Annotated in this window: 17 protein-coding genes, 6 tRNA genes and 1 riboswitch; of the genes, 17 read left to right on the top strand and 6 right to left on the bottom strand. The window is 70.1% G+C overall.

From position 1 onward, the window contains the following. The first annotated feature begins 173 nt into the window (after positions 1-173). Positions 174-1,019 carry a hypothetical protein gene (locus tag ACFC79_RS07925; RefSeq protein WP_376236596.1) on the top strand — a complete coding sequence of 282 codons (846 nt, stop codon included), beginning with the start codon at positions 174-176 and terminating at the stop codon, positions 1,017-1,019. A gap of 525 nt (positions 1,020-1,544) precedes the next feature. After that, positions 1,545-1,751 (top strand): developmental transcriptional regulator BldC, encoded by a 207-nt coding sequence (gene bldC / locus ACFC79_RS07930; protein ID WP_003949541.1) that lies wholly within the window; start codon positions 1,545-1,547, stop codon positions 1,749-1,751. Between the two features lie 1,106 nt (positions 1,752-2,857). On the opposite strand, the gene ACFC79_RS07935 is transcribed toward bldC, so the two are convergent. Continuing rightward, positions 2,858-2,932, bottom strand: a tRNA-Asp gene (locus tag ACFC79_RS07935). 126 nt (positions 2,933-3,058) lie between these two features. Continuing rightward, positions 3,059-7,126: an ATP-dependent RNA helicase HrpA gene (hrpA, locus tag ACFC79_RS07940; protein WP_376236599.1), complete on the bottom strand. Its 4,068-nt coding sequence runs from the start codon at positions 7,124-7,126 to the stop codon at positions 3,059-3,061. Between the two features lie 263 nt (positions 7,127-7,389). Between hrpA and ACFC79_RS07945 the strand changes: the two genes are divergently transcribed. From ACFC79_RS07945 to ACFC79_RS07955, 3 genes are all read left to right on the top strand, one after another. Then, positions 7,390-7,983, top strand: coding sequence for a hypothetical protein (locus tag ACFC79_RS07945; RefSeq protein WP_376236602.1), 594 nt, complete (start codon positions 7,390-7,392; stop codon positions 7,981-7,983). A gap of 66 nt (positions 7,984-8,049) precedes the next feature. Beyond that, positions 8,050-8,925: a DsbA family protein gene (locus ACFC79_RS07950; protein WP_376236605.1), complete on the top strand. Its 876-nt coding sequence runs from the start codon at positions 8,050-8,052 to the stop codon at positions 8,923-8,925. After that, the gene (locus ACFC79_RS07955; RefSeq protein WP_376236608.1) at positions 8,915-9,811 is read left to right on the top strand and encodes a cytochrome c biogenesis CcdA family protein; all 897 of its coding nucleotides are present in this window, start codon (positions 8,915-8,917) and stop codon (positions 9,809-9,811) included. The genes ACFC79_RS07950 and ACFC79_RS07955 overlap by 11 nt, the downstream gene beginning before the upstream one ends. Positions 9,812-9,850: 39 nt before the next feature. On the opposite strand, the gene ACFC79_RS07960 is transcribed toward ACFC79_RS07955, so the two are convergent. The 3 genes from ACFC79_RS07960 to ACFC79_RS07970 form a co-directional block, all read right to left on the bottom strand. Next, positions 9,851-9,927: transfer RNA gene (locus tag ACFC79_RS07960), tRNA-Phe, on the bottom strand. A 22-nt stretch (positions 9,928-9,949) separates the two neighbouring features. Then, positions 9,950-10,024: transfer RNA gene (locus ACFC79_RS07965), tRNA-Asp, on the bottom strand. A gap of 38 nt (positions 10,025-10,062) precedes the next feature. Further along, a tRNA-Glu gene (locus ACFC79_RS07970) sits at positions 10,063-10,135 on the bottom strand. A gap of 158 nt (positions 10,136-10,293) precedes the next feature. On the opposite strand from ACFC79_RS07970, the gene ACFC79_RS07975 reads away from it, so the two are divergent. The 8 genes from ACFC79_RS07975 to ACFC79_RS08010 all read left to right on the top strand — a co-directional run bounded on the left by ACFC79_RS07975 (position 10,294) and on the right by ACFC79_RS08010 (position 17,124). Further along, a complete protein-coding gene (locus tag ACFC79_RS07975) occupies positions 10,294-10,644 on the top strand; it encodes a metallopeptidase family protein (protein WP_376236611.1) in 351 nt (116 codons plus the stop codon). A 314-nt stretch (positions 10,645-10,958) separates the two neighbouring features. Beyond that, positions 10,959-11,564 carry a hypothetical protein gene (locus ACFC79_RS07980; protein WP_376236614.1) on the top strand — a complete coding sequence of 202 codons (606 nt, stop codon included), beginning with the start codon at positions 10,959-10,961 and terminating at the stop codon, positions 11,562-11,564. A 247-nt stretch (positions 11,565-11,811) separates the two neighbouring features. Beyond that, positions 11,812-13,866 carry a DEAD/DEAH box helicase gene (locus ACFC79_RS07985; RefSeq protein ID WP_376236616.1) on the top strand — a complete coding sequence of 685 codons (2,055 nt, stop codon included), beginning with the start codon at positions 11,812-11,814 and terminating at the stop codon, positions 13,864-13,866. A gap of 187 nt (positions 13,867-14,053) precedes the next feature. Then, complete coding sequence (locus ACFC79_RS07990) at positions 14,054-15,583, top strand: amino acid permease (RefSeq protein ID WP_376236618.1); 1,530 nt, start codon at positions 14,054-14,056, stop codon at positions 15,581-15,583. Positions 15,584-15,663: 80 nt separating this feature from the next. After that, positions 15,664-15,736: transfer RNA gene (locus ACFC79_RS07995), tRNA-Lys, on the top strand. 368 nt (positions 15,737-16,104) lie between these two features. Beyond that, on the top strand, positions 16,105-16,494 hold the full coding sequence (locus ACFC79_RS08000) for an N-6 DNA methylase (RefSeq protein ID WP_376236620.1): 390 nt from the start codon (positions 16,105-16,107) through the stop codon (positions 16,492-16,494). Between the two features lie 163 nt (positions 16,495-16,657). Continuing rightward, complete coding sequence (locus ACFC79_RS08005) at positions 16,658-16,867, top strand: hypothetical protein (RefSeq protein WP_376236622.1); 210 nt, start codon at positions 16,658-16,660, stop codon at positions 16,865-16,867. Continuing rightward, complete coding sequence (locus tag ACFC79_RS08010; RefSeq protein WP_376236625.1) at positions 16,864-17,124, top strand: hypothetical protein; 261 nt, start codon at positions 16,864-16,866, stop codon at positions 17,122-17,124. Before ACFC79_RS08005 ends, ACFC79_RS08010 begins: the two co-directional genes overlap by 4 nt. A gap of 86 nt (positions 17,125-17,210) precedes the next feature. Here the strand turns inward: ACFC79_RS08010 and ACFC79_RS08015 are convergent, their stop codons facing one another. Next, entirely contained in the window at positions 17,211-17,618 is a 408-nt protein-coding gene (locus tag ACFC79_RS08015) for an SHOCT domain-containing protein (RefSeq protein ID WP_376236627.1), read from the bottom strand. A 372-nt stretch (positions 17,619-17,990) separates the two neighbouring features. Between ACFC79_RS08015 and ACFC79_RS08020 the strand changes: the two genes are divergently transcribed. The 4 genes from ACFC79_RS08020 (at position 17,991) to ACFC79_RS08035 (ending at position 22,611) form a co-directional block, all read left to right on the top strand. After that, positions 17,991-18,064: transfer RNA gene (locus ACFC79_RS08020), tRNA-Met, on the top strand. A 209-nt stretch (positions 18,065-18,273) separates the two neighbouring features. After that, positions 18,274-19,443: a PP2C family protein-serine/threonine phosphatase gene (locus ACFC79_RS08025; protein WP_376236629.1), complete on the top strand. Its 1,170-nt coding sequence runs from the start codon at positions 18,274-18,276 to the stop codon at positions 19,441-19,443. Positions 19,444-19,735: 292 nt separating this feature from the next. Next, positions 19,736-19,888, top strand: a riboswitch (cyclic di-AMP (ydaO/yuaA leader). An 11-nt stretch (positions 19,889-19,899) separates the two neighbouring features. Beyond that, positions 19,900-21,147 (top strand): M23 family metallopeptidase, encoded by a 1,248-nt coding sequence (locus ACFC79_RS08030; protein ID WP_376236632.1) that lies wholly within the window; start codon positions 19,900-19,902, stop codon positions 21,145-21,147. Positions 21,148-21,666: 519 nt separating this feature from the next. Then, positions 21,667-22,611 (top strand): aldo/keto reductase, encoded by a 945-nt coding sequence (locus ACFC79_RS08035; RefSeq protein WP_376236634.1) that lies wholly within the window; start codon positions 21,667-21,669, stop codon positions 22,609-22,611. The last annotated feature ends 98 nt before the right edge of the window (positions 22,612-22,709 follow it).

Genomic DNA, 22,709 nt, shown 5'->3' on the forward strand with positions numbered 1-22,709 from the left:
TGTGGTGACTCCCAAGTACGAAGCGGCGGAGGACCCTCCTGAAGGTGGGGAGGGCCGTGGACCGGCCGGCAGGCGGGTCCGACGGCATGAGCGTATGTCCTACGCGGAGGTAGATCCGGCCCAGTGCCGAGGATCACCCCCCGGAGGAGTACGGGCATGACACGATTCGAGGCATGTCGGTGGTGTCCTCGGTGCTCGTCCCCTACGCGTCCTACCTTCGGGTGTACGAACCGCTCGCCGCCTTCCCCGAGCCGGAGCGGAGGCATTGGGCCCGTTACGCCGGGCGTTCGCGGCTCCCCACGGCCCAGGACGAACTGCGCCGTTCGCTCGCGGACTTGGTCGCCGTGCCACCGGTTGCGGTGCCGGCGCACGAGAGCGGGGACGCGTTCGTTGCCGAGGCGGACGGTGTGACCTGTGTCTGTCCGTGGCGGACGAGGCTGCGTGGCTGGCTGGCCCTGGACGGGCTGACGGAGTTGTTCCCCGGCCCGGTGCTCGACGCGGTGCTGCCCCCGGTGGTGCGTGGGCAGGCGGTCGCCGATCACGAGCGGTGGGCGGAGCGCAATCCGGACGCGAGGCCCTGGATCCTCACCTCGCTGTGGCAGGTCCCGGTGCGCTGGTTCGTGCTCTTCTCCGACGAGGAGCGGGAGTTCTCGGAGCCGGGCGGGGCGGGCGAACCGCCGGTACTGCGCTACCGGACGCCGATGGTCCAGGCCCGGCGCCGACTGGCACGGGCGCTGCGGACACTGCGCGAGTCGGTGGACGAGGGGCCGCTGACCGAGGGGCTCGTGGAGGTGGGGCGGTGGCTGGAGGAGTTCCACCCGCGGGCGCTGGTGGAACTGGACTACGCCGGACTCGTGCACGCGCTGCCGACGGAGCGGCTCGCCGCCGACCGCTCGGCCGCCGACGCGGCGGAGGGGCTGGAGGCGCTGCGGGCCGGGGACACCGAGAGGGCGAGCGAGGCGTACGGGCGGCTGGGGGAGCGCTGGCGAGCGGTAAAAGATCGTCAATTCGCGAACTGAACGGGATCTTGTTCGCGTCTGAACCCGTGTGCTGTGCGACACGTGGGAACGAGGAGGCGGAAACATACCCCGGAGGGTGGAAGGACCTACGTCCCGAACCGGGCCTTTGCCTCAAGCGTGATGGATAGCACTAACGGGGCCCTTGCGCCGTTCCCCACCCCTCGTGCCAAAATAGGACAAGGAGCCCCGAGAGGGCTCCATCCGTCCAACTAAGGGCGGATTGCTCAGTATTGCACGCTATGGGGGGTCTGGTGACTCCTGATCGCTCTGTGACTGATCGTCACGGAGGTGTGACTGTCCGCTATGGCATGGTCCATCGGCTTCCGTCGCTGATGAACACCTGGGAGGGCAATTCCATCGGTTTGGCCGACGTGGCTGGACGGATGGTGTAGTTGTAGTGCCGAGGACAAGCCGTTCGTCCTATAACCGACTCGGCCCGCGTCCGCCATTTCGGGCAACGCGGGTCAAGGTGCAGAATTTAGAGGAAAGAACCGAGATGGTTCGGTTCTCCCGAGGAGGCCGCTCATGACCGCTCGCACCCCTGATGCCGAGCCGCTGCTGACCCCGGCTGAGGTTGCCACGATGTTCCGCGTGGACCCGAAGACGGTTACCCGCTGGGCGAAGGCGGGCAAGCTCACGTCCATCCGCACGCTCGGTGGACACCGCCGGTACCGCGAGGCAGAGGTCCGCGCACTGCTTGCGGGTATTCCGCAGCAGCGCAGCGAGGCCTGACACCCCTGCTCTCGCGCAACAACTGGGCTCCCGGGTCCCCCAACCCGCATATGCCCACCCATAGCTCCACATGACGGGCGCCCGCCCCAACGGGCGCCGCATCCGTGAATACGGGTACGTCGTGCGATCGTGCCGTACTCCGCCGGGTTCGGCATGATCTTGTTTTCGCGCTCCCGCCCCGAGGTCCTCCACCGGGGCGGGAGCGCGCTTTTGTGCGCGCTGTTCCCGGGGTGCCGACGAGGCGCGGGAAACCGGGCGTCCGGTTGGCTCCGACGGGGGCTTCAGGGGTGACCCGGGAAGAACCGGATGAAATCATTCCGCACCGTATGGGGAGGAAGCCCCGAGGGTTCGTGGCGTCGTGCACTGCTCTCCCGAGTGGATTCCGTACCGCGTTCGCGGTCCTCTTCGGGCACTCCTGTCCGGGTGGTGCAATTGCACATATTAAATTCGCCAGTTGTAGGAAGGGTGTAAAGTCACCACTTCGCAAAACTCATTCAGTGACACCCGTCACACGGTGCGAGTCTTGCCAAGTACGACATTGCCACTCGCGGAGTGCGGAATGGTGCGCCGTTGGTCACTCCGGCGGGGGACTTTCGTCCTGACCCCGGTTCCCGGGTGGTCACCCCCGGAGGTCCTGGACGCCCCTCTGGCGCCTCGGGCGCGCGCCGGACGGTTTCGGGGGTGTCGGAGTGCTCCGGGGCCCGCCGGCGGCCCTGGAGCGGGTTCCTGGGGGTGTCGGCGCGTCGATGGTGGGCCGGTCCGGGTGGAGAGGTGCGGGCGCGGTGGTCGGGCATGGTGGTCGGCGGGTGCGGTGGCGGCTGTCGGCGGTGGCCGGAGGCGCGGCGGTGGCCGGGCGGGCGGCGGTGACCGAATGCGCGGTGATGGCCGGGTGGGTGGCCCGGTTGCCCGGCCGGGGCGCCGGAGGAGGGGCATGTCGCCCTCGTCGTGGACGAGTGTCGCCGGTGCGGGTTCTCCGGGGCGTGCGTCCGGCGCCGGTCGACCGTTCCGGATGCGGGGCAGCCCGCCGTCTTCTGACTGTGCGTCGGCAGGTGCCGGAGCCGAGACGCACGAAAGCCCGGATCCAGGGGATCCGGGCTTCCTTACTGCGGTCCTGACGGGATTTGAACCCGCGGCCTCCACCTTGACAGGGTGGCGAGCACTCCAAACTGCTCCACAGGACCAGGTTTTCGCTGCTTGCCTTGCGGCTGGCTGCGAAAACAGACTGTACAGCAGGTCGGAGGGTCCGGTCGACTTCACCGAGGGTGGCAGCTCCGTCACACTCCCGGAGCCCTCCCGTGCCCTCCGGTTCAGGGCGCCGCGGCGTCGATCGCCTTCACGATGCGCTTGTCGGAGACCGGGTGGGCCGTTCCCAGGGCGTGGGCGAAGTAGCTGACCCGGAGCTCCTCGATCATCCAGCGGATGTCCAGGACCTCCTGCGGAACGGGCCTGCCCTGCGGCAGCTGTTCCAGCAGCCAGGCGTACTCGTCCTGCATCTCGTGGATCTTCTCCATGCGCGTGGTGTCCCGCTGGGCGGCCGTCGGCATCTGCTGGAGCCTGCGGTCCACGGCGACCAGATAGCGCATCAGGTCGGGCAGTCTGCGCAGCCCGGTGGCCGTGACGAAGCCCGGCGGCATCAGGGCCGCGAGCTGGGCGCGCACATCGGCGACGTTGGCGACCAGCACCAGGCTGTTGGTCGTCTTCAACCGCCGTTCGCAGGACTGCCAGGCGGCCAGCACCTGCTGCACCTGCTTGACCGTGTGCTCGGTCAGCGCCACCAGGTCGGCGCGCACCTTGTCGTAGAGCTTCCGGAACGACTCCTCGTCCCAGGCCGGGCCGCCGTGCGCGCCGATCAGCCGGTCGGCGGCGGCCGTCGCGCAGTCCTCGAAGAGCGCCTGGACGGAGCCGTGCGGATTGCCGGAGAGGGCGAGCTTCTGCTGGTTCGTCAGCTTGTCGGAGGCGAACTTCGCCGGGTTCACCGGCACGTTCAGCATGATCAGCTTCCGGGTGCCGAGCCACATCGCCCGCTGCTGCTCGGCCTCGGTGTCGAAGAGGCGGACGGCCACGCTCTCGCCCTGGTCCACCAGGGCCGGATACGCCTTCACCGGCTGACCGGCCCTTCCCCGAGCTCTCGACTTCGCTCGACCAGGGGAGACCCCATCGGTCTCGAAGACCCGGTTCAGTGTCCCGATCGTCCAGTCCGTGAGGCCCGAACGCTCGATGGACTCGCCCGAGGGGCCCGCGTCGGCCGCGGCGGCCTTGGACAGGGCCTGACGGGCCTTGGGGCGCAGCCGGAGCCGCAGCGCCTCCAGGTCCTTGTCCTCGGCCATCTTGCGGCGCCGCTCGTCGACGATCCGGAAAGTGATCTTCAGGTGGTCCGGGAGGCGGCTCAGGTCGAAGTCGTCCGCGGTGACCGGCACGCCGACCATCCGCTGGAGCTCGCGCGCCAGCGTGACCGTCAGGGGTTCCTGCTGTGTCATCGGGCCGCCGGAGGCGGACGGAACCACCCGGTCCAGGAACTTCTCCGCGTAGTTCGGCGCGGGGACGTAGTGCCTGCGTATCGGCTTGGGGAGCGAGCGGATCAGCTCGGTGACCACGTCCTCGCGCAGGCCCGGGATCTGCCAGTCGAAGCCCTCGTCGGTGACCTGGTTGAGCACCTGGAGCGGGATGTGGACGGTCACGCCGTCGGCGTCCGCGCCGGGCTCGAACTGGTACGTCACCCGGAACTTGAGCTTCCCCTGCCGCCAGGAGTCCGGGTAGTCGTCCTTGGTGACGGCCCCGGCCTTCTCGTTGATGAGCATCGAGCGCTCGAAGTCCAGCGCGTCCGGCTCGTCCCGGCGCTTGTGCTTCCACCAGGAGTCGAAGTGCGCCCCGGAGACCACGTGCGCGGGGATGCGCTGGTCGTAGAAGTCGAAAAGGGTCTCGTCGTCCACCAGGATGTCGCGGCGCCGGGCACGGTGCTCCAGCTCCTCGACCTCGCTGAGCAGCTTGCGGTTGTCGTGGAAGAACTGGTGGTGCGTGCGCCAGTCGCCCTCGACCAGGGCGTGGCGGATGAACAGGTCGCGGGACGTCTCGGCATCGATACGGCCGAAATTGATCTTGCGCTGGGCGACGATCGGAACGCCGTACAGGGTGACGCGTTCGAACGCCATCACCGCCGCCTGGTCCTTCTCCCAGTGCGGCTCGCTGTAGGTGCGCTTCACCAGGTGCTGGGCCAGCGGCTCGATCCACTCCGGTTCGACCTTGGCGTTGACCCGGGCCCACAGCCGGGACGTCTCGACCAGCTCGGCCGACATCACGAACCGCGGCTGCTTCTTGAACAGCGCCGACCCGGGGAAGATCGCGAACTTGGCGCTGCGGGCGCCCAGGTACTCGTTCTTGTCCGTGTCCTTGAGACCGATGTGCGAGAGCAGTCCGGACAGCAGCGAGACATGCACCGACTGCTCGGGCGCGTCGGTCCCCGTCGAGGACTCCGTGATCTCGATGCCCATCTGCTTGGCGACCGTGCGCAGCTGCGCGTAGATGTCCTGCCATTCGCGGATGCGCAGGAAGTTCAGGTACTCCTGCTTGCACATCCGGCGGAAGCTGGAGGAACCGCGTTCCTTCTGCTGCTCGCGGATGTACCGCCACAGGTTCAGGAAGGCAAGAAAGTCGGAGGTCTCGTCCTTGAACCGGGCGTGCTGCTGGTCGGCCTGGGTCTGTTTGTCGGAGGGCCGCTCGCGCGGGTCCTGGATGGAGAGCGCGGCGGCGATCACCATGACCTCGCGGACACAGCCGTTGCGCTCGGCCTCGATGACCATGCGGGCCAGGCGCGGGTCGACGGGCAGCTGCGAGAGCTTCCGTCCGAGCGGGGTGAGCCGCTGCCCCTTCTTCCCTGAGGCCCTTCCCGCGGACCTCGCCCCGGACCTCTCTCCCGGCTTCTCCTCGGAGGGGGGCTGCTCGCCCTGTTCCAGCGCGCCGAGCTCCTGGAGCAGCTGGATGCCGTCGCGGATGTTGCGGTGGTCCGGCGGGTCGATGAACGGGAACCTGTCGATGTCGCCCAGGCCGGCCGCGGTCATCTGGAGGATGACGGAGGCGAGGTTGGTGCGCAGGATCTCGGGGTCGGTGAACTCCGGACGGGTCAGGAAGTCGTCCTCGGAGTACAGCCGGATGCAGATGCCGTCCGACGTACGGCCGCAGCGGCCCTTGCGCTGGTTGGCGCTGGCCTGCGAGACCGGCTCGATCGGCAGTCGCTGGACCTTGGTGCGGTGGCTGTAGCGGGAGATCCGGGCGGTGCCCGGGTCGATCACGTACTTGATGCCGGGGACGGTCAGCGAGGTTTCGGCGACGTTCGTCGCCAGCACGATCCGCCGGCCGGTGTGGCGCTGGAAGACGCGGTGCTGCTCGGCGTGCGAGAGGCGGGCGTAGAGGGGGAGCACCTCGGTGTGGCGGAGATTTTTCTTGTTCAGGGCGTCCGCGGTGTCGCGGATCTCGCGCTCGCCGGAAAGGAAGACCAGGATGTCGCCCGGCCCCTCGGACTGGAGCTCGTCGACGGCGTCGCAGATCGCGGTGATCTGGTCCCGGTCGGCGTCCGCAGAGTCCTCGGTGGCTTCCTCCAGCAGCGGGCGGTACCGCACCTCCACCGGGTACGTACGTCCGCTGACCTCGACGATCGGGGCCTCGCCGAAGTGGCGCGCGAACCGCTCGGGGTCGATCGTCGCCGAGGTGATGACGACCTTCAGGTCCGGCCGCCGGGGCAGCAGCCGGGCCAGGTAGCCGAGCAGGAAGTCGATGTTGAGCGACCGCTCGTGGGCCTCGTCGATGATGATCGTGTCGTAGGCGCGCAGCTCGCGGTCCGTCTGGATCTCGGCGAGCAGGATGCCGTCCGTCATCAGCTTCACGAACGTCGCGTCGGGGTTCACCTGGTCGGTGAAGCGGACCTTCCAGCCGACCGTCTCGCCCAGTGGCGTGTTCAGTTCCTCGGCGACGCGTTCGGCGACCGTGCGGGCTGCGATCCGGCGCGGCTGGGTGTGCCCGATCATGCCTCGGACGCCGCGGCCCAGCTCCATGCAGATCTTCGGGATCTGCGTGGTCTTGCCCGAGCCCGTCTCCCCGGCGACGATCACGACCTGGTGGTCGCGTATCGCCTCCAGGATCTCGTCCTTCTTCTGACTGACCGGGAGCTGTTCCGGATACGACACGGCGGGCACCCGCTCGGCGCGCAGCGCGAGCCGCTCGGCCGCCCGGCCGGCCTCGGTGGCGATCTCGTCCAGCACGGCCTGCCGGGCCTCGGGCTTGCGGATGCGGCGCGCCCCTTCGAGACGGCGGCCGAGCCGGTGCGCATCGCGGAGCGAGAGCTCTTCGAGCCGGGACTGGAGATCGGCGAAGGAAGTAGACATACGGACCCCAGGATCTCACCCGGGCCCGAGGAACGGCGAACGCATTTCGTGCGGTTCGGGTCACCTCGGCGGCACCGCACGGAGGTGCGAGATCACAGCACGTACCATTTCGGGCAGCCGGTCAACCGCCGCCCGGTTCGTCTACCGCTCCGCCGGCCGGTTCGCCGCCCCGTTTGTCGTCAGGTTCGTCGCCCGCCCGTTGTCCTGTTCGCCGTCCAGTCCGCTGCTCCCGTCCGTCGCTCCTTCCCGGAAGGCCGGTCGCCGTGTCCATGCCCGTGTCCCGTACGCAGTGGTGCTGCTGCCTGCTGGCGGTGCTCGGGGTGGTGCTGGGACTGTTCTGCGGACCGGGAATGGCAGCCCGGGACGGCGGCGCCCGCGCGACGGCGGTGGCTGTCGCGAGCGAGGGGACCGACGGGACCGAAAAGTTCGGTGTGGTCAACGGGACTGACGGGACCGAAAAGTTCGGTGTGGCCGACGGGACTAACGGGACCGACGGGACCGACGGGACTGGCGGGATCAGTGCGGCCGACGGGTTCGCCGAGGCCGGCACCGCGCGGCCGGACGTCTCGGCCGCGGACCGGACGACGGCCCCGTATCCCGTCCTGGCCCCCGTCCTGGCCACGGCCTCGGACCCGCACTCGGTACCGGGGTGCGGCAAGAGCAGGAAGCACGAGGACGGGGAGCCCGCCCTGCCGGGACGGTCCCGTACCGCCCAGGACCAGGCCCCCGGTCTCGCCGGGTGGGGTCCGCCCGCCGTCACCGGACCGGCCCCGTTCCACCCGCCCGTCCGGATGGAACCGCGCGGGCAGGCAGCCGCCGCGCGCAGTCTGACGGAGCTCTCCGTACTGAGGGTATAGAGGCCGAGCCCGCCGGGCCGTCCCCTCTCTTCCCTCCTCTTCCGCACCACCAGTACGGAGTTCCGCATGTCCAAGTCCACGTCCAAGCCCAAGCCCAAGCCCGCGTCCGGGGCGTCGCGCACGCCGTCGTCCAGGAAGCCGCTGCTGTACGGGGCCGGAGTCGTGCTCGCCGCCGCGGTGCTCGGCTTCGTCTCCTACCGGGCCACCGCTCCCGACCACTCGGGTTCCTCCTCGTCGGTCGCCGACGTCACGGCGGAGCCGGACGCCGGTGTCTACCCCGAGCTGGAGAAGCTCGCCCGCCGCGACGCCGACGACAAGCTCGCCCAGGGCCGGGCGGACGCACCCGTCGTCCTCATCGAATACGCCGACTTCAAGTGCGGCTACTGCGGCAAGTTCGCCCGCGACACCGAACCCGCCCTGGTGAAGAAGTACGTCGACAACGGCACCCTGCGCATCGAATGGCGCAACTTCCCGATCTTCGGCGCCGAGTCGGAGGCTGCCGCCCGGGCCGCGTGGGCAGCCGGTCAGCAGGGCCGCTTCTGGCAGTTCCACCGCGCCGCGTACGCGGAGGGGGCAAAGGAGAAGGGGTTCGGCAAGGCCCGGCTGAAGGAGCTCGCCCAGCAGGCGGGCGTCGCGGACCTCGACCGGTTCGCCCGTGACGTGGACAGTTCGGCCGCCTCCGACGCGGTGGGCAAGGACCAGGAACAGGGGTACGGCATCGGTGCCACGTCCACCCCGTCGTTCCTGATCAACGGCCGTCCGATCGCGGGGGCCCAGCCGATGGAGACCTTCACCCGGGCCATCGAGGCGGCGGCCGAGAAGGCCCGGAGCACCGAGGACGCCAAGAGCGACCCCGAAACGGCAGGCACCGGCACCGGTTCCGACGCCACCCCGTCCGACAAGACGTCCGGCGGCACCGGGGCGGCCCGAAATGACGGCTGACATCGGCTACTTCGCCGCCTTCCTCGGCGGACTGCTCGCCCTGGTCAGCCCGTGCAGTGCCCTGTTGCTGCCGGCCTTCTTCGCGTACTCCATCGACTCCACGTCGCGGCTGCTGGCCCGCACCGGCATCTTCTACGCGGGCCTCGCCACCACGCTGGTCCCGCTCGGTGCCGCGGGCTCGTACGCCGGACGGCTCTTCTACAGCCACCGCGACGCGCTCGTTCTCGGCGCGGGGTGGCTGATCATCGGGCTCGGCATCGCGCAGATCGTGGGCCTGGGCTTCGCCTCGCGCCGGATCGCCGCCCTCAGCGGCCGGATCCGCCCGACCACCGCCATGTCGGTGTACGCGCTGGGCGCGGTATACGGACTTGCCGGTTTCTGCGCGGGGCCGATCCTCGGCAGCGTCCTCACCGTGGCGGCGGTCAGCGGCAGCCCGGTCTACGGCGGACTGCTGCTCGCCGTCTACGCCCTGGGCATGGCGGTCCCGCTCTTCCTTCTCGCGCTGCTCTGGGAACGCTTCGACCTGGGCCGCCGCGCCTGGCTGCGCGGCCGGGCCTTCCGGCTCGGCCGTTTCGAACTGCACACCACGACCTTGCTGTCCGGGCTCTTCTTCATCGGCCTCGGCGTCCTGTTCCTGGTGTACGACGGGACGACCGCCCTGCCCGGGCTGCTGGGCGTGAACGAGTCGTTCGCCGTCGAACAGTGGGCCCAGCGCGTCGGGGAACACGTGCCGGACACGATGGCCCTGGTGGCCGTGGTCGCGGTGGCGCTGTTGGTCCTGGCGGTACGGATGCGGCGCGGCCGGGGCGCATCCGGCGGCAACGGTACGAACGAGGCGGACGCCGTCGGCGCCGACGCGAACGCGGTGGACCGGCAGGAGAATTGACCACGACGAAGGCCCCGTCCGGTGGACGGGGCCTTCGGGTGGTGGCTGGGGCCGGGATCGAACCGGCGACCTATCGCTTTTCAGGCGATCGCTCGTACCAACTGAGCTACCCAGCCACGCAGCTCATAAGGGCTGCAGCGGTCCTGACGGGATTTGAACCCGCGGCCTCCACCTTGACAGGGTGGCGAGCACTCCAAACTGCTCCACAGGACCAAGCTATGTGCGAGACAAGTCTCGCACACGGTAAAGCGTGCCCCCAACGGGATTCGAACCCGTGCTACCGCCTTGAAAGGGCGGCGTCCTGGGCCACTAGACGATGAGGGCTAAGGGCCCACCTGCGCGCTTTCCAGCGCGTCGGGGACGTGAGAAGCATATGGGATGGCGGCGGGTATCGCCAAAACGATTGACGACGGGGTCGGCGGAGGGGATTCCGGGCCGTCCGCATCGGGGCGTCCAGGGCAGGCGTACGGGACAATGGCGGGGTGCTGGAGATGACGCGCGAGGAGTTCGAGGAACTGGTCGCCGAGGCGTTGGACCGGATTCCGCCGGAACTGACACGGCTGATGGACAACGTCGCGGTGTTCGTCGAGGACGAACCGGATCCAGCCGATCCGGAACTGCTCGGTCTGTACGAGGGGACGCCGCTGACCGAGCGCGGTGAGTGGTACGCGGGGGTGCTGCCGGACCGGATCACCATCTACCGCGGGCCGACGCTGCGGATGTGCGAGTCGCGCGAGGCCGTCGTCGTGGAGACCGAGATCACCGTCGTCCACGAGATCGCCCATCACTTCGGCATCGACGACGAGAGGCTGCACGCGCTCGGCTACGGATGAGCCCGCGCCGGTCCGCAGGTCTATTCGGTCCGCCGGTCCTTCGGTCCGCCGGTCCGTCGGTCCTGACCGGCACTTCGGTGTTCCGGTGCCCGGCGGGGCGCGGGGGAATCAGGAGTACGGGCGCCGGGGTCGCGGGCCGTGCCGGCGGGGGTGACGGGCCGGGCGCTCCGGCGTGCGCGGGTGCCGTGCCGGGGGCGTGCGGTCCGGTACGAGCGTGTCCCCGGCGGGGCAACGGGAGTTGGGCACGTCGTCAGGTCGCTTCCCTGTCTCCCTCCCCAGCTCCGCCTCTCCCCGTGCCCCCGGAGGTGCCGCCCGTGCGCCAGTTGTCCGTTCCCGTCCGATGGGTGGCCGCCGTCGCAGTGACGGCCGCCGCGTCCACAGGCTGCATGAGCGTCGGCGACGACGGCGACAAACCGTCGCGCAGGCCGACGGCCGATCCGAGAGGGAGCGCGCCGGTGCCGGACGGCGGCACCGTGTCCGGCACCGGCACCGGCACCGTCCGGCCCGGCGGCGGCGGTCGTGCCGAGGCGCACTCCGAACGGGAGGTGGTCGAGTCCCCCGATCCGGGCGGGCCGAAAACGTCCCCGGATCCGCCCGAGGCGCACCCGGGGGCGGAACCCGGCGGGGCGGGCGCGCCGGCGGAGCCCGGTGTTCCGGAGCCGGGACGCGGCGGCAGCGGGCCGGAGCCCTCGGCCGCGGAGCCGGACCCGGAGATTCCGCAGCGGCCCGAGTCGCCACCGCCCTCCGAGCCGTCCACCCCCGAGCCCCCGGCCTCCCCGGACCCCGAGGGGCCCGCGGAATCGCCGCCGCAGCCGTCCGCCTCGCCGGCGGCCGAGTACCGCGCCTACGCGATGAGCCTGCCGGGCGGTTCCGCGTCGATGCGGACGCCGGAGGCGTCGCCGCAGGTGGAGCCCGCGTAGCCGGGAAATGGTCGGGCGGCGGGGCCCGGTTTGCGCAAGGTGGGGGTGAGTGCGTATGGTGGTAGATCGTTTGATCCCATTGCCCGGCGCCGAAACAGAAGCGCGCCGTGTGGCGCGTACTCTCCCTTGCCGTGGCTGGACCGCATTGAGGCGGTCGAAATTGCGAATCACGGAGTTACGGGCGCGTGCCGAGACTCCGGAAGGTTTCGCATTTCGCATGTCAATTTCCAGTTCTGACCGCACCGTCATGTCCGAGAACGACGAGCTGGTCGAGGTCGTGGCGACCGCCGCGGTGGAGCCGACGCAGTCCGTCGACTCCAGCGACGCCGTCGACTCCGTGGAGGAGGGCGCTTCTCGCGGGGAGCAGGCCGACACAGAGGAGGCCGAGCCGAAGGTCACCTTCGCCGACCTGGGCCTGCCCGAGGGCATCGTCCGCAAGCTCGCGCAGAACGGTGTGACCGAGCCCTTCCCGATCCAGGCCGCGACCATCCCGGACGCCCTGGCCGGCAAGGACATCCTGGGCCGCGGCCGCACCGGCTCCGGCAAGACGCTCTCCTTCGGTCTGCCGACCCTGGCCGCGCTGGCCGACGGCCACACCGAGAAGAAGAAGCCCCGCGCGGTCATCCTCACCCCGACCCGTGAGCTCGCCATGCAGGTGGCGGACGCCCTCCAGCCGTACGGCGACGTGCTCGGCCTGCGGATGAAGGTCGTCTGCGGCGGTACGTCGATGGGCAACCAGATCTACGCGCTGGAGCGCGGTGTCGACATCCTCGTCGCCACCCCGGGCCGGCTGCGCGACATCATCAACCGGGGCGCCTGCTCCCTGGAGAACGTCCAGGTCGCCGTCCTCGACGAGGCCGACCAGATGTCCGACCTGGGCTTCCTGCCCGAGGTCACCGAGCTGCTCGACCAGGTTCCGGTCGGCGGTCAGCGCATGCTCTTCTCCGCGACGATGGAGAACGAGATCGGCACGCTGGTCAAGCGCTACCTGGACAACCCGGTGAGCCACGAGGTCGACAGCGCCCAGGGCAACGTCACGACCATGACGCACCACGTCCTCGTCGTGAAGCCGAAGGACAAGGCGCCGGTCACCTCCGCCATCGCCGCCCGCAAGGGCCGCACCATCATCTTCGTCCGCACCCAGCTGGGGGCCGACCGCATCGCCGAGCAGCTCGTCGAGGCGGGCGTCAAGGCGGACGCGCTGCACGGCGGCATGACGCAGGGCGCCCGCACCCGGGTGCTCGCCGACTTCAAGGACGGCTACGTCAACGCGCTGGTCGCGACCGACGTCGCCGCCCGCGGCATCCACGTCGACGGCATCGACCTGGTGCTGAACGTCGACCCGGCCGGCGACCACAAGGACTACCTGCACCGCTCGGGCCGTACCGCCCGCGCCGGCAAGTCCGGCGTCGTGGTCTCGCTGGCGCTGCCGCACCAGCGCCGTCAGATCTTCCGCCTCATGGAGGACGCGGGCGTCGACGCCTCGCGTCACATCGTGGGCGGCGCGGGCGCCTTCGACCCGGAGGTCGCCGAGATCACCGGCGCCCGTTCGCTGACCGAGGTCCAGGCCGACTCCGCCGCCAACGCCGCCAAGCAGGCCGAGCGCGAGGTCGCCGAGCTGACCAAGCAGTTGGAGCGCGTCCAGCGCCGCGCCGGTGAGCTGCGCGAGGAGGCGGACCGCCTCGTGGCCCGCGCCGCGCGCGAGCGGGGCGAGGACCCCGAGACCGCCGTCGCCGAGGTCGTCGCCGAGGCGGAGGCCGCGGTCGAGGCCGCCGTCTCCGTGCCCGAGCAGCCCACGGCGCGGGACGACCGGCGTGACGACCGCGGCAACTTCGAGCGCCGGGACAGCCGTGGCGGCGACCGGGGCGGTTACCGCGGCGGCCACGACCGGCGTGACGACCGCGGTGGTGACCGTGGTTTCCAGCGTCGTGATGACCGTTCGTCGGGTGGTTTCCGTCGGGACAACGACCGTCCGTCGTTCAACCGCGACCGTCGTGACGACCGGCGTGACGACCGCGGTGGTGACCGTGGTTTCCAGCGTCGTGACGATCGTTCGTCGGGTGGTTTCCGTCGGGACAACGACCGTCCGTCGTTCAACCGCGACCGTCGTGACGACCGCCCGTCCGGCGGTTTCCGCTCCGGCGGCAGCGACCGTCCGTACAACCGCGACCGGCGTGACGACCGTCCCTCCGGCGGCTTCCGCTCCGGCGGCGGCGACCGCCCGTACGGCCGTCGTGACGACCGCGGCACCGGTTCCTTCGGCCGTCGCGACGACAAGCCGCGCTGGAAGCGCAACGGCTGAGCGGTGACCCGGTCCCGCTGAATACGTCGTCCGGAAGCGGGCCTGCTCCTCGGGAGCGGGCCCGCTTCCGGCTTTCCGCACCACGGGACGGGCGCCTCTGGCGTGACCTGTGGCCGTGCCGCGAGTTTTCCCAGTCGTGACCACGGCGACGGCATGTGGACGCCGGAGCGAGGGAATTGCTGGGGGCATGACAAACGATACGGGTGAGAACAGGCCATCCCCGGACGTCTCCGACGAGGAGCGTCTCGCGCAGCTCGGCTACACGCAGACGCTGGCCCGGCGTATGTCGGCGTTCTCGAACTATGCCGTCTCGTTCACGATCATTTCGGTGCTCTCCGGCTGTCTCACGCTCTACCTCTTCGGCATGCGGACCGGCGGTCCCGCCGTCATCACCTGGGGGTGGGTCGGTGTCGGGCTGATGACGCTGTTCGTCGGCCTGGCGATGGCCGAGATCTGTTCGGCGTACCCGACCTCGGCCGGCCTCTACTTCTGGGCCCACCGGCTGGCCCCGCCGCGCACGGCGGCGGCCTGGGCGTGGTTCACGGGCTGGTTCAACGTCCTGGGCCAGGTCGCCGTCACCGCCGGGATCGACTTCGGGGCCGCGTCCTTCCTGGGCGCCTACCTGAACCTCCAGTTCGGCTTCGAGGTCACGCCCGTCCGTACGATCCTGCTCTTCGCCGCGATCCTGGTGCTGCACGGCCTGCTCAATACCTTCGGCGTCCGGATCGTCGCGATGCTGAACAGTGTGAGCGTGTGGTGGCACGTCGTCGGTGTCGCGGTCATCGTCGGTGCCCTGACCTTCGTCCCCGACTCGCATCGCTCGGCGTCGTTCGTCTTCACCGAGTTCGTGAACGGGACGGGCTGGGGCAGCGGCTTCTACGTCGTGATGATCGGCCTGCTGATGGCCCAGTACACCTTCACCGGCTACGACGCCTCCGCGCACATGACGGAGGAGACCCACGACGCGGCGACGGCCGGACCGCGCGGCATCGTCCGCTCGATCTGGACCTCCTGGATCGCCGGTTTCGCCCTCCTGCTCGGCTTCACCTTCGCCATCCAGTCGTACGACGGCGCGCTGAACTCCCCGACCGGCGCCCCGCCCGCCCAGATCCTGCTGGACGCCCTCGGCGCCACCACCGGCACGTTCCTGCTGCTCGTCGTGATCGGCGCGCAGCTGTTCTGCGGCATGGCGTCCGTCACCGCCAACAGCCGCATGATCTACGCCTTCTCGCGGGACGGGGCACTGCCGTTCTCCCATCTCTGGCACACCGTCAGCCCCCGTACCCGCACCCCCGTCGCCGCGGTCTGGCTCGCCGCCCTCGGCGCCCTGGTGCTGGGGCTGCCGTACCTGATCAATGAGACCGCCTACGCGGCGGTGACCTCGATCGCCGTGATCGGCCTGTACATCGCCTATGTGATCCCCACCCTGCTGCGACTGCTCCGGGGCGACGACTTCACCCCGGGGCCCTGGCACCTGGGACGCTGGTCGCGGCCGATCGGTGTCGTCGCCGTGGTCTGGGTCCTGATCATCACGGTGCTGTTCATGCTGCCGCAGGTCTCGCCGGTCACCTGGGAGACGTTCAACTACGCGCCCGTCGCGGTCCTGGTGGTCCTCGGCTTCGCCGCGACGTGGTGGCTGGTCTCCGCCCGGCACTGGTTCCTCAATCCGGATCACGAGCGCACGGCCACTCCCGCGGCCCCCGTCCGCACCCCGTGATTCCGCCGCGACGGGCCCGGTGGCCGATACCCGATCGGCGGCCGGGCCGCGGCGGGCTATGCTCAGGGGTGATTCGCCGAGGGCCGTTAGCTCAATTGGCAGAGCAGCGGACTTTTAATCCGTTGGTTGTGGGTTCGAGTCCCACACGGCCTACGTGCGAGAACAGCCCCTCCTGGGATCTCCGGGAGGGGCTGTTTCCTTGCCCGGACGGACGGACGGACGGACGGGCGGACGTGGGGGTGTGTGCGTCCGGGTGGACAAACGGGCGAGGCGGGGCGGGGCGGGCAGGACGGGGTGGGGTGGGGCTGTGGCTCGTGTGTCCGGCCGGGTGCGTGGACCCCGGTGATCGGAGGCGGTGCCGACGACGGACCACCGTGTCAGGGGGAGCCGCGTCCGACAACCCTCTTCGGTGGGGGAGGGTGGGGTGGTCCCGCCGTTGCTTCGATGCGATACGGCAGAGTGAGGGTTCGGCACGGGCCGAAGGGGCCGTTCTGGGCCCGATGAGGAAGTGCGCACTGCGAGTGCGCACTTGGGCGTACGGCGCGCCGCCCGTCGACAACGACAACTTCGCCTACGTCCAGCACTGCCCGGCAAGGCTGGGCGAGGGAGGTCGGGCCGGGATCATCATGCCCAACAAGGCGGGCAATTCGGGCCACGCGGCCGAGCAGGTCATTCGCCGGAACCTGGTGGAGAGAGGCGTCGTCGACTGTGTCGTGGCCCTGCCGGCCCACTTGTTCACCGGTACCGCCGTACCGGTGTCCGTGTGGATGCTGCGTCATCCCGGCGACCCGTGCGACAGCACCCTGTTCCTCGACGCGCGGCACATGGGGGCGAAGAATGGCGCGCGGCGGGTTCTCGGTCCCCGGGACGCCGAATCGCGCTGGTGCGTGAGGAGCAGGTCGGCTGGCTGATGAGCCCCAACGTCATACGGCTGCGGGTACGTGAGGAGCAACGGGGTCGGGCGCTGCCGGAGTATCTGTTCCACTACTTGTGCCTGGACGAGACGGTCGAGTGGATGCGGGACCGTGCCGCCGCCACCGCTGCCCCGTCCCTCCGGTCCGAATCCTCGGGGCTTTGCAGATTCCGCTGCCGGATCCGGCGGAGCATCGGGCGGTCGTCACGGCGCTCACGAGCCTCGACGAGTTGGACAGGGCGCATCGGGACGTCGCGGCGTCGTTGCGGCACACCCGCACGGCCCTTGCCGACATGCTGCTGGGCTCGTCCGCGGGGCCCGCCCCCGGCGCCTCGTTCCGTCACTCGTTCGAGAACGGAGGACTGCTGTGAACGCGCCGACCGCGCCGTCCGGTCCGGCGCCCGCACCGCCCCCCTCCGCCGAGCCCGTCAACAGCGCCTGGATCCCCTGGCTGCTCGTCATGGTGCTGTTCTCGGCACTTGTCGGAGCGTGCGTCGGATTTCTCAAGGCCCTCGACGGCACTCCGGCGACCGGGTGCCTCCTCTCGGCGGGGACGGCGTTCGGGGGGACCGCACTGCTCTGCCTGGCAGTCGTCCCCGCGGTCCAGCAGCTGCGCCGACGCAGCTGAGGATGTGTCCGCCCGGGTCGGCCGACCCGGGCGGGGGAGGTTTCGGCGGGCGCGAGAGGTCCGACGGGCTGGGACACGGGCGGCTCTCAGACCAGGAGCTTCGTCTTCGCCCGCTGGTACTCCTCCTCGGTGAGGGCGCCACGGTCCTTCAGCTCCGCGAGCTTGGTCAGGTCGTCCACGTGGCTGCCCCGCTTCGGTTCGGGGGACGCCGTGCCGGCGGCGTTCCGTACGTACGCCTTGAAGGCGGCCTCGCGCTCCTGCGCCTCCTGGGCGGAACGTTTGCCCATGGATGCGCCGCGCACGATCACGTACAGCAGGACGCCGAGATAGGGCAGCAGCAGCGTCACGATCAACCAGCCGCCCTTGCCCCAGCCGCCGAGGTCGTCACTGCGGAAGATGTCTGTGATGACCTTGAAGAGCAGGAACAGCCACACGATCCAGAGGAAGAACCAGAGCATCGTCCAGAAGAGGTTGAGCAAGGGGTAGTTGTTCACGTTCGCTCCCCGGTCACCGCGATGTCGTCGCGTCGGCCAGCCACCTGATGAAAACAGTCATATCACCTCATATTTATGCTCGCTCGTCGTCGAGCGAAGGGGTGCGCGACCGCTCTTCGGGCCGGGCGGGCCGGGGTGAGGCGGATCGGGGAGGGCCCTGCGGCTTCGGGGCTTCCGGGCCTCGGGTGTCTCGGTCCAGGGCTTGTTCAGGGCTTCGTCCAGGGCTTGTTCAGGGCTTGTTCAGGGCTTCGGTACGTCGGCGACGCCGTTTCGTGTGCGCCTTCGTTCCGTGCCCGTGCCATGCCGCGTACACGGCCCGGACGCCGAGTGGTCATGAGTGCCTCGAACATGCCGTAGAGTTGTGTTCACCGACGCGGGGTGGAGCAGCTCGGTAGCTCGCTGGGCTCATAACCCAGAGGTCGCAGGTTCAAATCCTGTCCCCGCTACTGAAAACCTGGGCCCGGCACGCATACAGCGTGCCGGGCCCAGGTCGTTCCCGCGTGCGATGCCGGATGCGCCGGGGGTGAGGTGTGAGCTGCGTCATGCGGGTACCCCCATTGGGTGACGAGGATTCGCCGCACGGCTCCGCTCCGGCGAGTCTGGGGGTGGGGCGCGGTACCGTCCGCAGCCGTGCGTACCGGGCAGGAGACCACAGGTGTGGAAGCGGCTGAAGCTGCGCGGCAGACCTGCCGGAGAAGGGGCCGGGGGTGCCGGTACCCGGCAGTTCGTGCGCATGCTGCCGATGCTGATGATCATCGGCGGACTGGTGTTCGACCTTCTGACGCCGCCGACCTTCACCGCCATCCCGCTGTTCGTCGCGGCGCCGCTCATCGCCGCTCCGTTCTTCTCGCTGGCCAGCACCGTCCGCATCGGCGTCGCCTCGATGCTGGCCGTCATCGCGCTGCGGCTGTCCAGCAACACGTTGCCCGAGATCGTGCCGCTGATCGAACTGCTCACGCTGGCCACCGTCTCGGTCCTGGCGGTGGTGATCAACGGGGTCGTGCGGCGGAGCAACGAACAATTGGCGTCCGCGCGGGTCATCGCGGAGAGGGCGATGCAAGCCGTGCTGCCGAAGCCGTCCGACCGGATCGGCGGGCTGCATGTGGCGGCCCGGTACGAGGCGGCCCAGGCGGACGAGTTCGTCGGCGGCGACCTGTTCGCCGTGATGGACACCCCGTACGGGGTGCGGTTGGTGGTCGGGGACGTGCGGGGGAAGGGCCTCGACGCCGTGGAGACGGTGGCGGTGGTCATCGGGGCGTTCCGGGAGGCGGCCGAGCAGGAGCGTTCGCTGGAGAGCGTGGCGCGGCGGCTGGAGCGGGCGCTGGCGCGGGAGGGGGAGATGCGGAGGGGGCTCGACGCCGTCGAGGGTTTCACCACCGCGGTTCTTGCCGAGATCCCGTCGGGGGCGTCCCGGGTCCGGATCGTGAACCGGGGGCACCCGGAACCGATCCTGCTGCATCCCGACGGGGGGCTGGACGTTCTGGTGCCGTCGGTGCCCGCGCTGCCGCTCGGCATGGACCTGGGCGCATGGCCCGACCGGGCGGACGAATGGGATCTGCCGCCGGGGACGACCCTCCTCCTCTACACGGACGGTCTCTCCGAGGCGCGGAACGCCGAGGGGGTCTTCTACGATCCGGCGGCCCGGTTGCGCGGGCGGATCTTCCCTGGTCCCGAGGAACTGCTGTCCGCGCTCTCCGATGACGTGCGCCTGCACACGGGGGGCGAGTCGACCGACGACATGGCGCTGCTCGCGGTCGTGCGCCCTGCGGAGGGGCAGCCGGACCGCCGCAGGACCGTTCGGATCGTGGGGCCGGACTCCGCGTGACGGACGGTTGGGGATTCGGGGCTTCGAGGTTTCGGGGATTCGGAGTCCCGGGGCTTCGGGGGTGCCACGGTGCGTAATGGAAAGACGCCTCTCCGCATAACATTTGACACAACATCAGTTTCTGGGGTGTGACTGAGGGGCGATCAACTCGTTCTGTTCCGTCCCTTTGTGTCCTGTAAAGTCCAGGCCGAAGACGTGAACGATCAGTGGGAACGGCTTGGAATCGGGCCCGGGTGTCTATTAACGTTCGATAACGCAGCGCGGTCGTCCCAGCCGTCGTCAGTGGCGGCACCGTGCGCGAGCGCCGAATTCCGAAAGGGAACCGGGGAACCACCACCTTGGGGTGAATCGGACATCTGCGCCTTGTGAGAGGCGGAGAAGTTCGTAGGAGACCTTCCTGCTCCGAACCCGTCAGCTAACCCGGTAGGCGAGAAGGAAGGAAAGGAGTGCGCCCCCGTGGCGTCCAACAAGCCTGCCCCCACCCGGCTCGACTCAGCATTCGGACCCGGTAACGCCACCGATTTCGCCCCGGGTTACGGCTCCGGCCAGGGTTACGGGTCCGGTTACGCCCCCGACTCCGGCTACGGCACCGAGTACGGAACCATCGGGATGGGAACGGCGTTCGGCCCCGATGCCGGCATGGGCAACGACGGCGAAGGGGGCGAGGCATTCGCCGCAGGACGCTCCGGCAGTGAGTTCCACGCCGACCTCGACCGCGGCCCCGAGCGCGCCCGGGACGAGTGGAACCCCACCGAGGAATCCGTTCGCCCCGTACGCGGCAAGCACCGCGTCGCCAAGCAGCGCAACGGACTCGCCCGCAGCTCCACGGTGCTCGGTGTCGGCGTCATCGCGGCCGTCGGCGCGGGCGGCATGGCCACCGCGCAGAGCAAGCCGCCGGTCTCCATCTCGCTTCCCGACTCCATCTCGGACAACCTGCCCGATGCCAAGTCCCTTCCCGGTGTGGGCGCCCTCTTCTCGGGTGAATCCAAGGACGACAAGGCCCGGGACACCACCGCCGATTCGCCCCTGACCACGGCGGGCATCACCTCCGCCGAGGCCGAGCAGGGCACGACGGACGCGGGCGAGGCGCTTCGCGCCCGTATCCTCCAGCAGGCCGAGCAGCAGCAGGACGCCGCCGACGCCGAGGCCAGGGCGGCGCAGGAGAAGGCCGCCGCCGAGAAGGCCGCCGCGGAGGCCAAGAAGAAGCAGGACGCCGCCGAGGCCAAGGCCGCCGCCGAGAAGAAGAAGGCGGAGGAGGAGGCCAAGAAGAAGGCCGAGGCCCTGCGCCTCGCCAAGCTCGCCGCCAGTTACGCCATCCCGGTCAGCTCCTACACCATCACCTCGACGTACGGGCAGGCCGGCCCGATGTGGTCCTCGGGCCACCACACCGGCCTCGACTTCGCGGCGCAGACGGGCACGCCGATCAAGGCCGTGCACGGCGGCACCATCAAGTCGGCGGGCTGGGCCGGTGCGTACGGCTACCGCACGGTGCTGGAGCTGGAGGACGGTACGGAGCTGTGGTTCTGCCACCAGTCCTCGATCGGTGTCGGTGTCGGCCAGAAGGTCGCCACCGGTGAGACCATCGGCCGGGTCGGTGCGACCGGAAACGTGACGGGAGCTCACCTCCACCTGGAGGTCCACACCCCCGGCGGCACGGGCGTCGACCCGATGTCCTGGTTCCAGAGCAAGGGCCTCAACCCCTGAGCCGCCCTTCGACCGTCCGCGCGACCACCCTTTGACCGCCTCCTGGCCCGAGATATTCGCCGCACTGAGGCCCCAGCGGTCTTCGTGGCACTGAGGCCCCAGCGGTCTTCGCGGCACCGAGGCTCCAGCGGTCTTCGCGCTCCTCGCGCGGGCCGCGCCGGTGCGCCGCTGCGCCGACGATGAGACCCCGGCAGCCCTGACGCTCACCCCCCGACGTCCGGGCTGCCGGCCCGTTCTCCGGCCCACGGCTCGCCGACCCCGGTCCGTTGGCCAGGATCCGCCGCCAGGGTGCGTCGGCCGCTGCTCGCCGACCGCGGTCCGCCGATCCGGCTCGCTGTCCCCGGCTCGCGGCTCAGGGCCCTTCGGGTCCGGGGCCGCCGCCTGAGCGTGCCGCTCCGAACGACGGTGGGTGCCGAGGCAGGTGATCGAGGGTCACGTCGGACGGAAATGGGCGAACAGGTGACGGCCGAACAGCCGACGTCCGGAATACCGCCACGGACGGAATTCGTTGGTCCGCACATGACTTCTCTCCGTAAGTTGGGCTCTTCCGACCTTCAGGTCTTCCCGCTCGCGCTCGGTGGCAATGTCTTCGGATGGACGGCCGACGAGGCCCAGTCGTTCGCCGTGCTGGACGCCTACGCGGCAGCGGGCGGCAACTTCATCGACACCGCCGACGCCTACTCGGCCTGGGTACCGGGCAACGAGGGCGGCGAGTCGGAAACCGTCATCGGCAAGTGGCTCGCGACACGGTCCAACCGGTCCGACATCATCGTCGCCACCAAGGTCGGTTCCCACCCGTCGTACAAGGGGCTCTCGGCAGCGACCATCAAGGCGGGGGCCGACGAGTCGCTGCGCAGGCTCGGCACGGACCGCATCGACCTCTACTACACCCACTTCGACGACGAGACCGTTCCGGTCGAGGAGATCATCACCACCCTCGACGGGCTGGTGAAGGCGGGCAAGGTGCGGGAGATCGCCGCCTCCAACATCAGCCCGGAGCGGCTCCAGGCATCTCTGGACTTCTCGGACCGCGAGGGGCTGGCCCGTTACGTCGCCCTCCAGCCGCACTACAACCTGGTCTCCCGCGACACGTACGAGGGAGCGCTCCAGGACACGGCCGCCCGCGCCGGTCTGGCCGCCGTCCCGTACTTCGCCCTGGCCGCCGGATTCCTCACCGGCAAGTACCGCCCGGGAACCCAGGTGGACAGCGCGCGTGCGCAGCGCGCGGCGCCGTACCTGGAGTCGGAGCGCGGCCCGAAGGTCCTGGACGCACTGGACCGGGTCGCCCGGGCCCATGACGCGGAGATCGCGACCGTCGCCCTGGCCTGGCTGGCGGCCCGGCCCACCGTCGTCGCACCGATCGCCTCCGCTCGCACGGTGGAGCAGTTGCCCGCCCTGCTGGCCGTCGCCGATCTGCGGCTGACCGAGCAGGAACTGGCCGACCTCACCGAGGCATCCGCCTGACACCGGCCCACTGCGCCGACCGCGCCGTTTCCTGCTCCTGCCGGCCGCGCCGTTTCCTGCTCGCGGTGACCGTTCCGTTCCCGCCCCCCGCGGTCGGC

This window comes from Streptomyces sp. NPDC056061 (assembly GCF_042266885.1).
Lineage (GTDB): Bacteria > Actinomycetota > Actinomycetes > Streptomycetales > Streptomycetaceae > Streptomyces.

Bases quoted from the DNA above. Each gene is read 5' to 3' on its own strand.
- ACFC79_RS07925 (WP_376236596.1), top strand. From the start codon at position 174: ATGTCGGTGGTGTCCTCGGTGCTCGTCCCCTACGCGTCCTACCTTCGG.
- bldC (WP_003949541.1), top strand. From the start codon at position 1,545: ATGACCGCTCGCACCCCTGATGCCGAGCCGCTGCTGACCCCGGCTGAG.
- hrpA (WP_376236599.1), bottom strand. From the start codon at position 7,126: ATGTCTACTTCCTTCGCCGATCTCCAGTCCCGGCTCGAAGAGCTCTCG.
- ACFC79_RS07950 (WP_376236605.1), top strand. From the start codon at position 8,050: ATGTCCAAGTCCACGTCCAAGCCCAAGCCCAAGCCCGCGTCCGGGGCG.
- ACFC79_RS07955 (WP_376236608.1), top strand. From the start codon at position 8,915: ATGACGGCTGACATCGGCTACTTCGCCGCCTTCCTCGGCGGACTGCTC.
- ACFC79_RS07985 (WP_376236616.1), top strand. From the start codon at position 11,812: ATGTCCGAGAACGACGAGCTGGTCGAGGTCGTGGCGACCGCCGCGGTG.
- ACFC79_RS07990 (WP_376236618.1), top strand. From the start codon at position 14,054: ATGACAAACGATACGGGTGAGAACAGGCCATCCCCGGACGTCTCCGAC.
- ACFC79_RS08035 (WP_376236634.1), top strand. From the start codon at position 21,667: ATGACTTCTCTCCGTAAGTTGGGCTCTTCCGACCTTCAGGTCTTCCCG.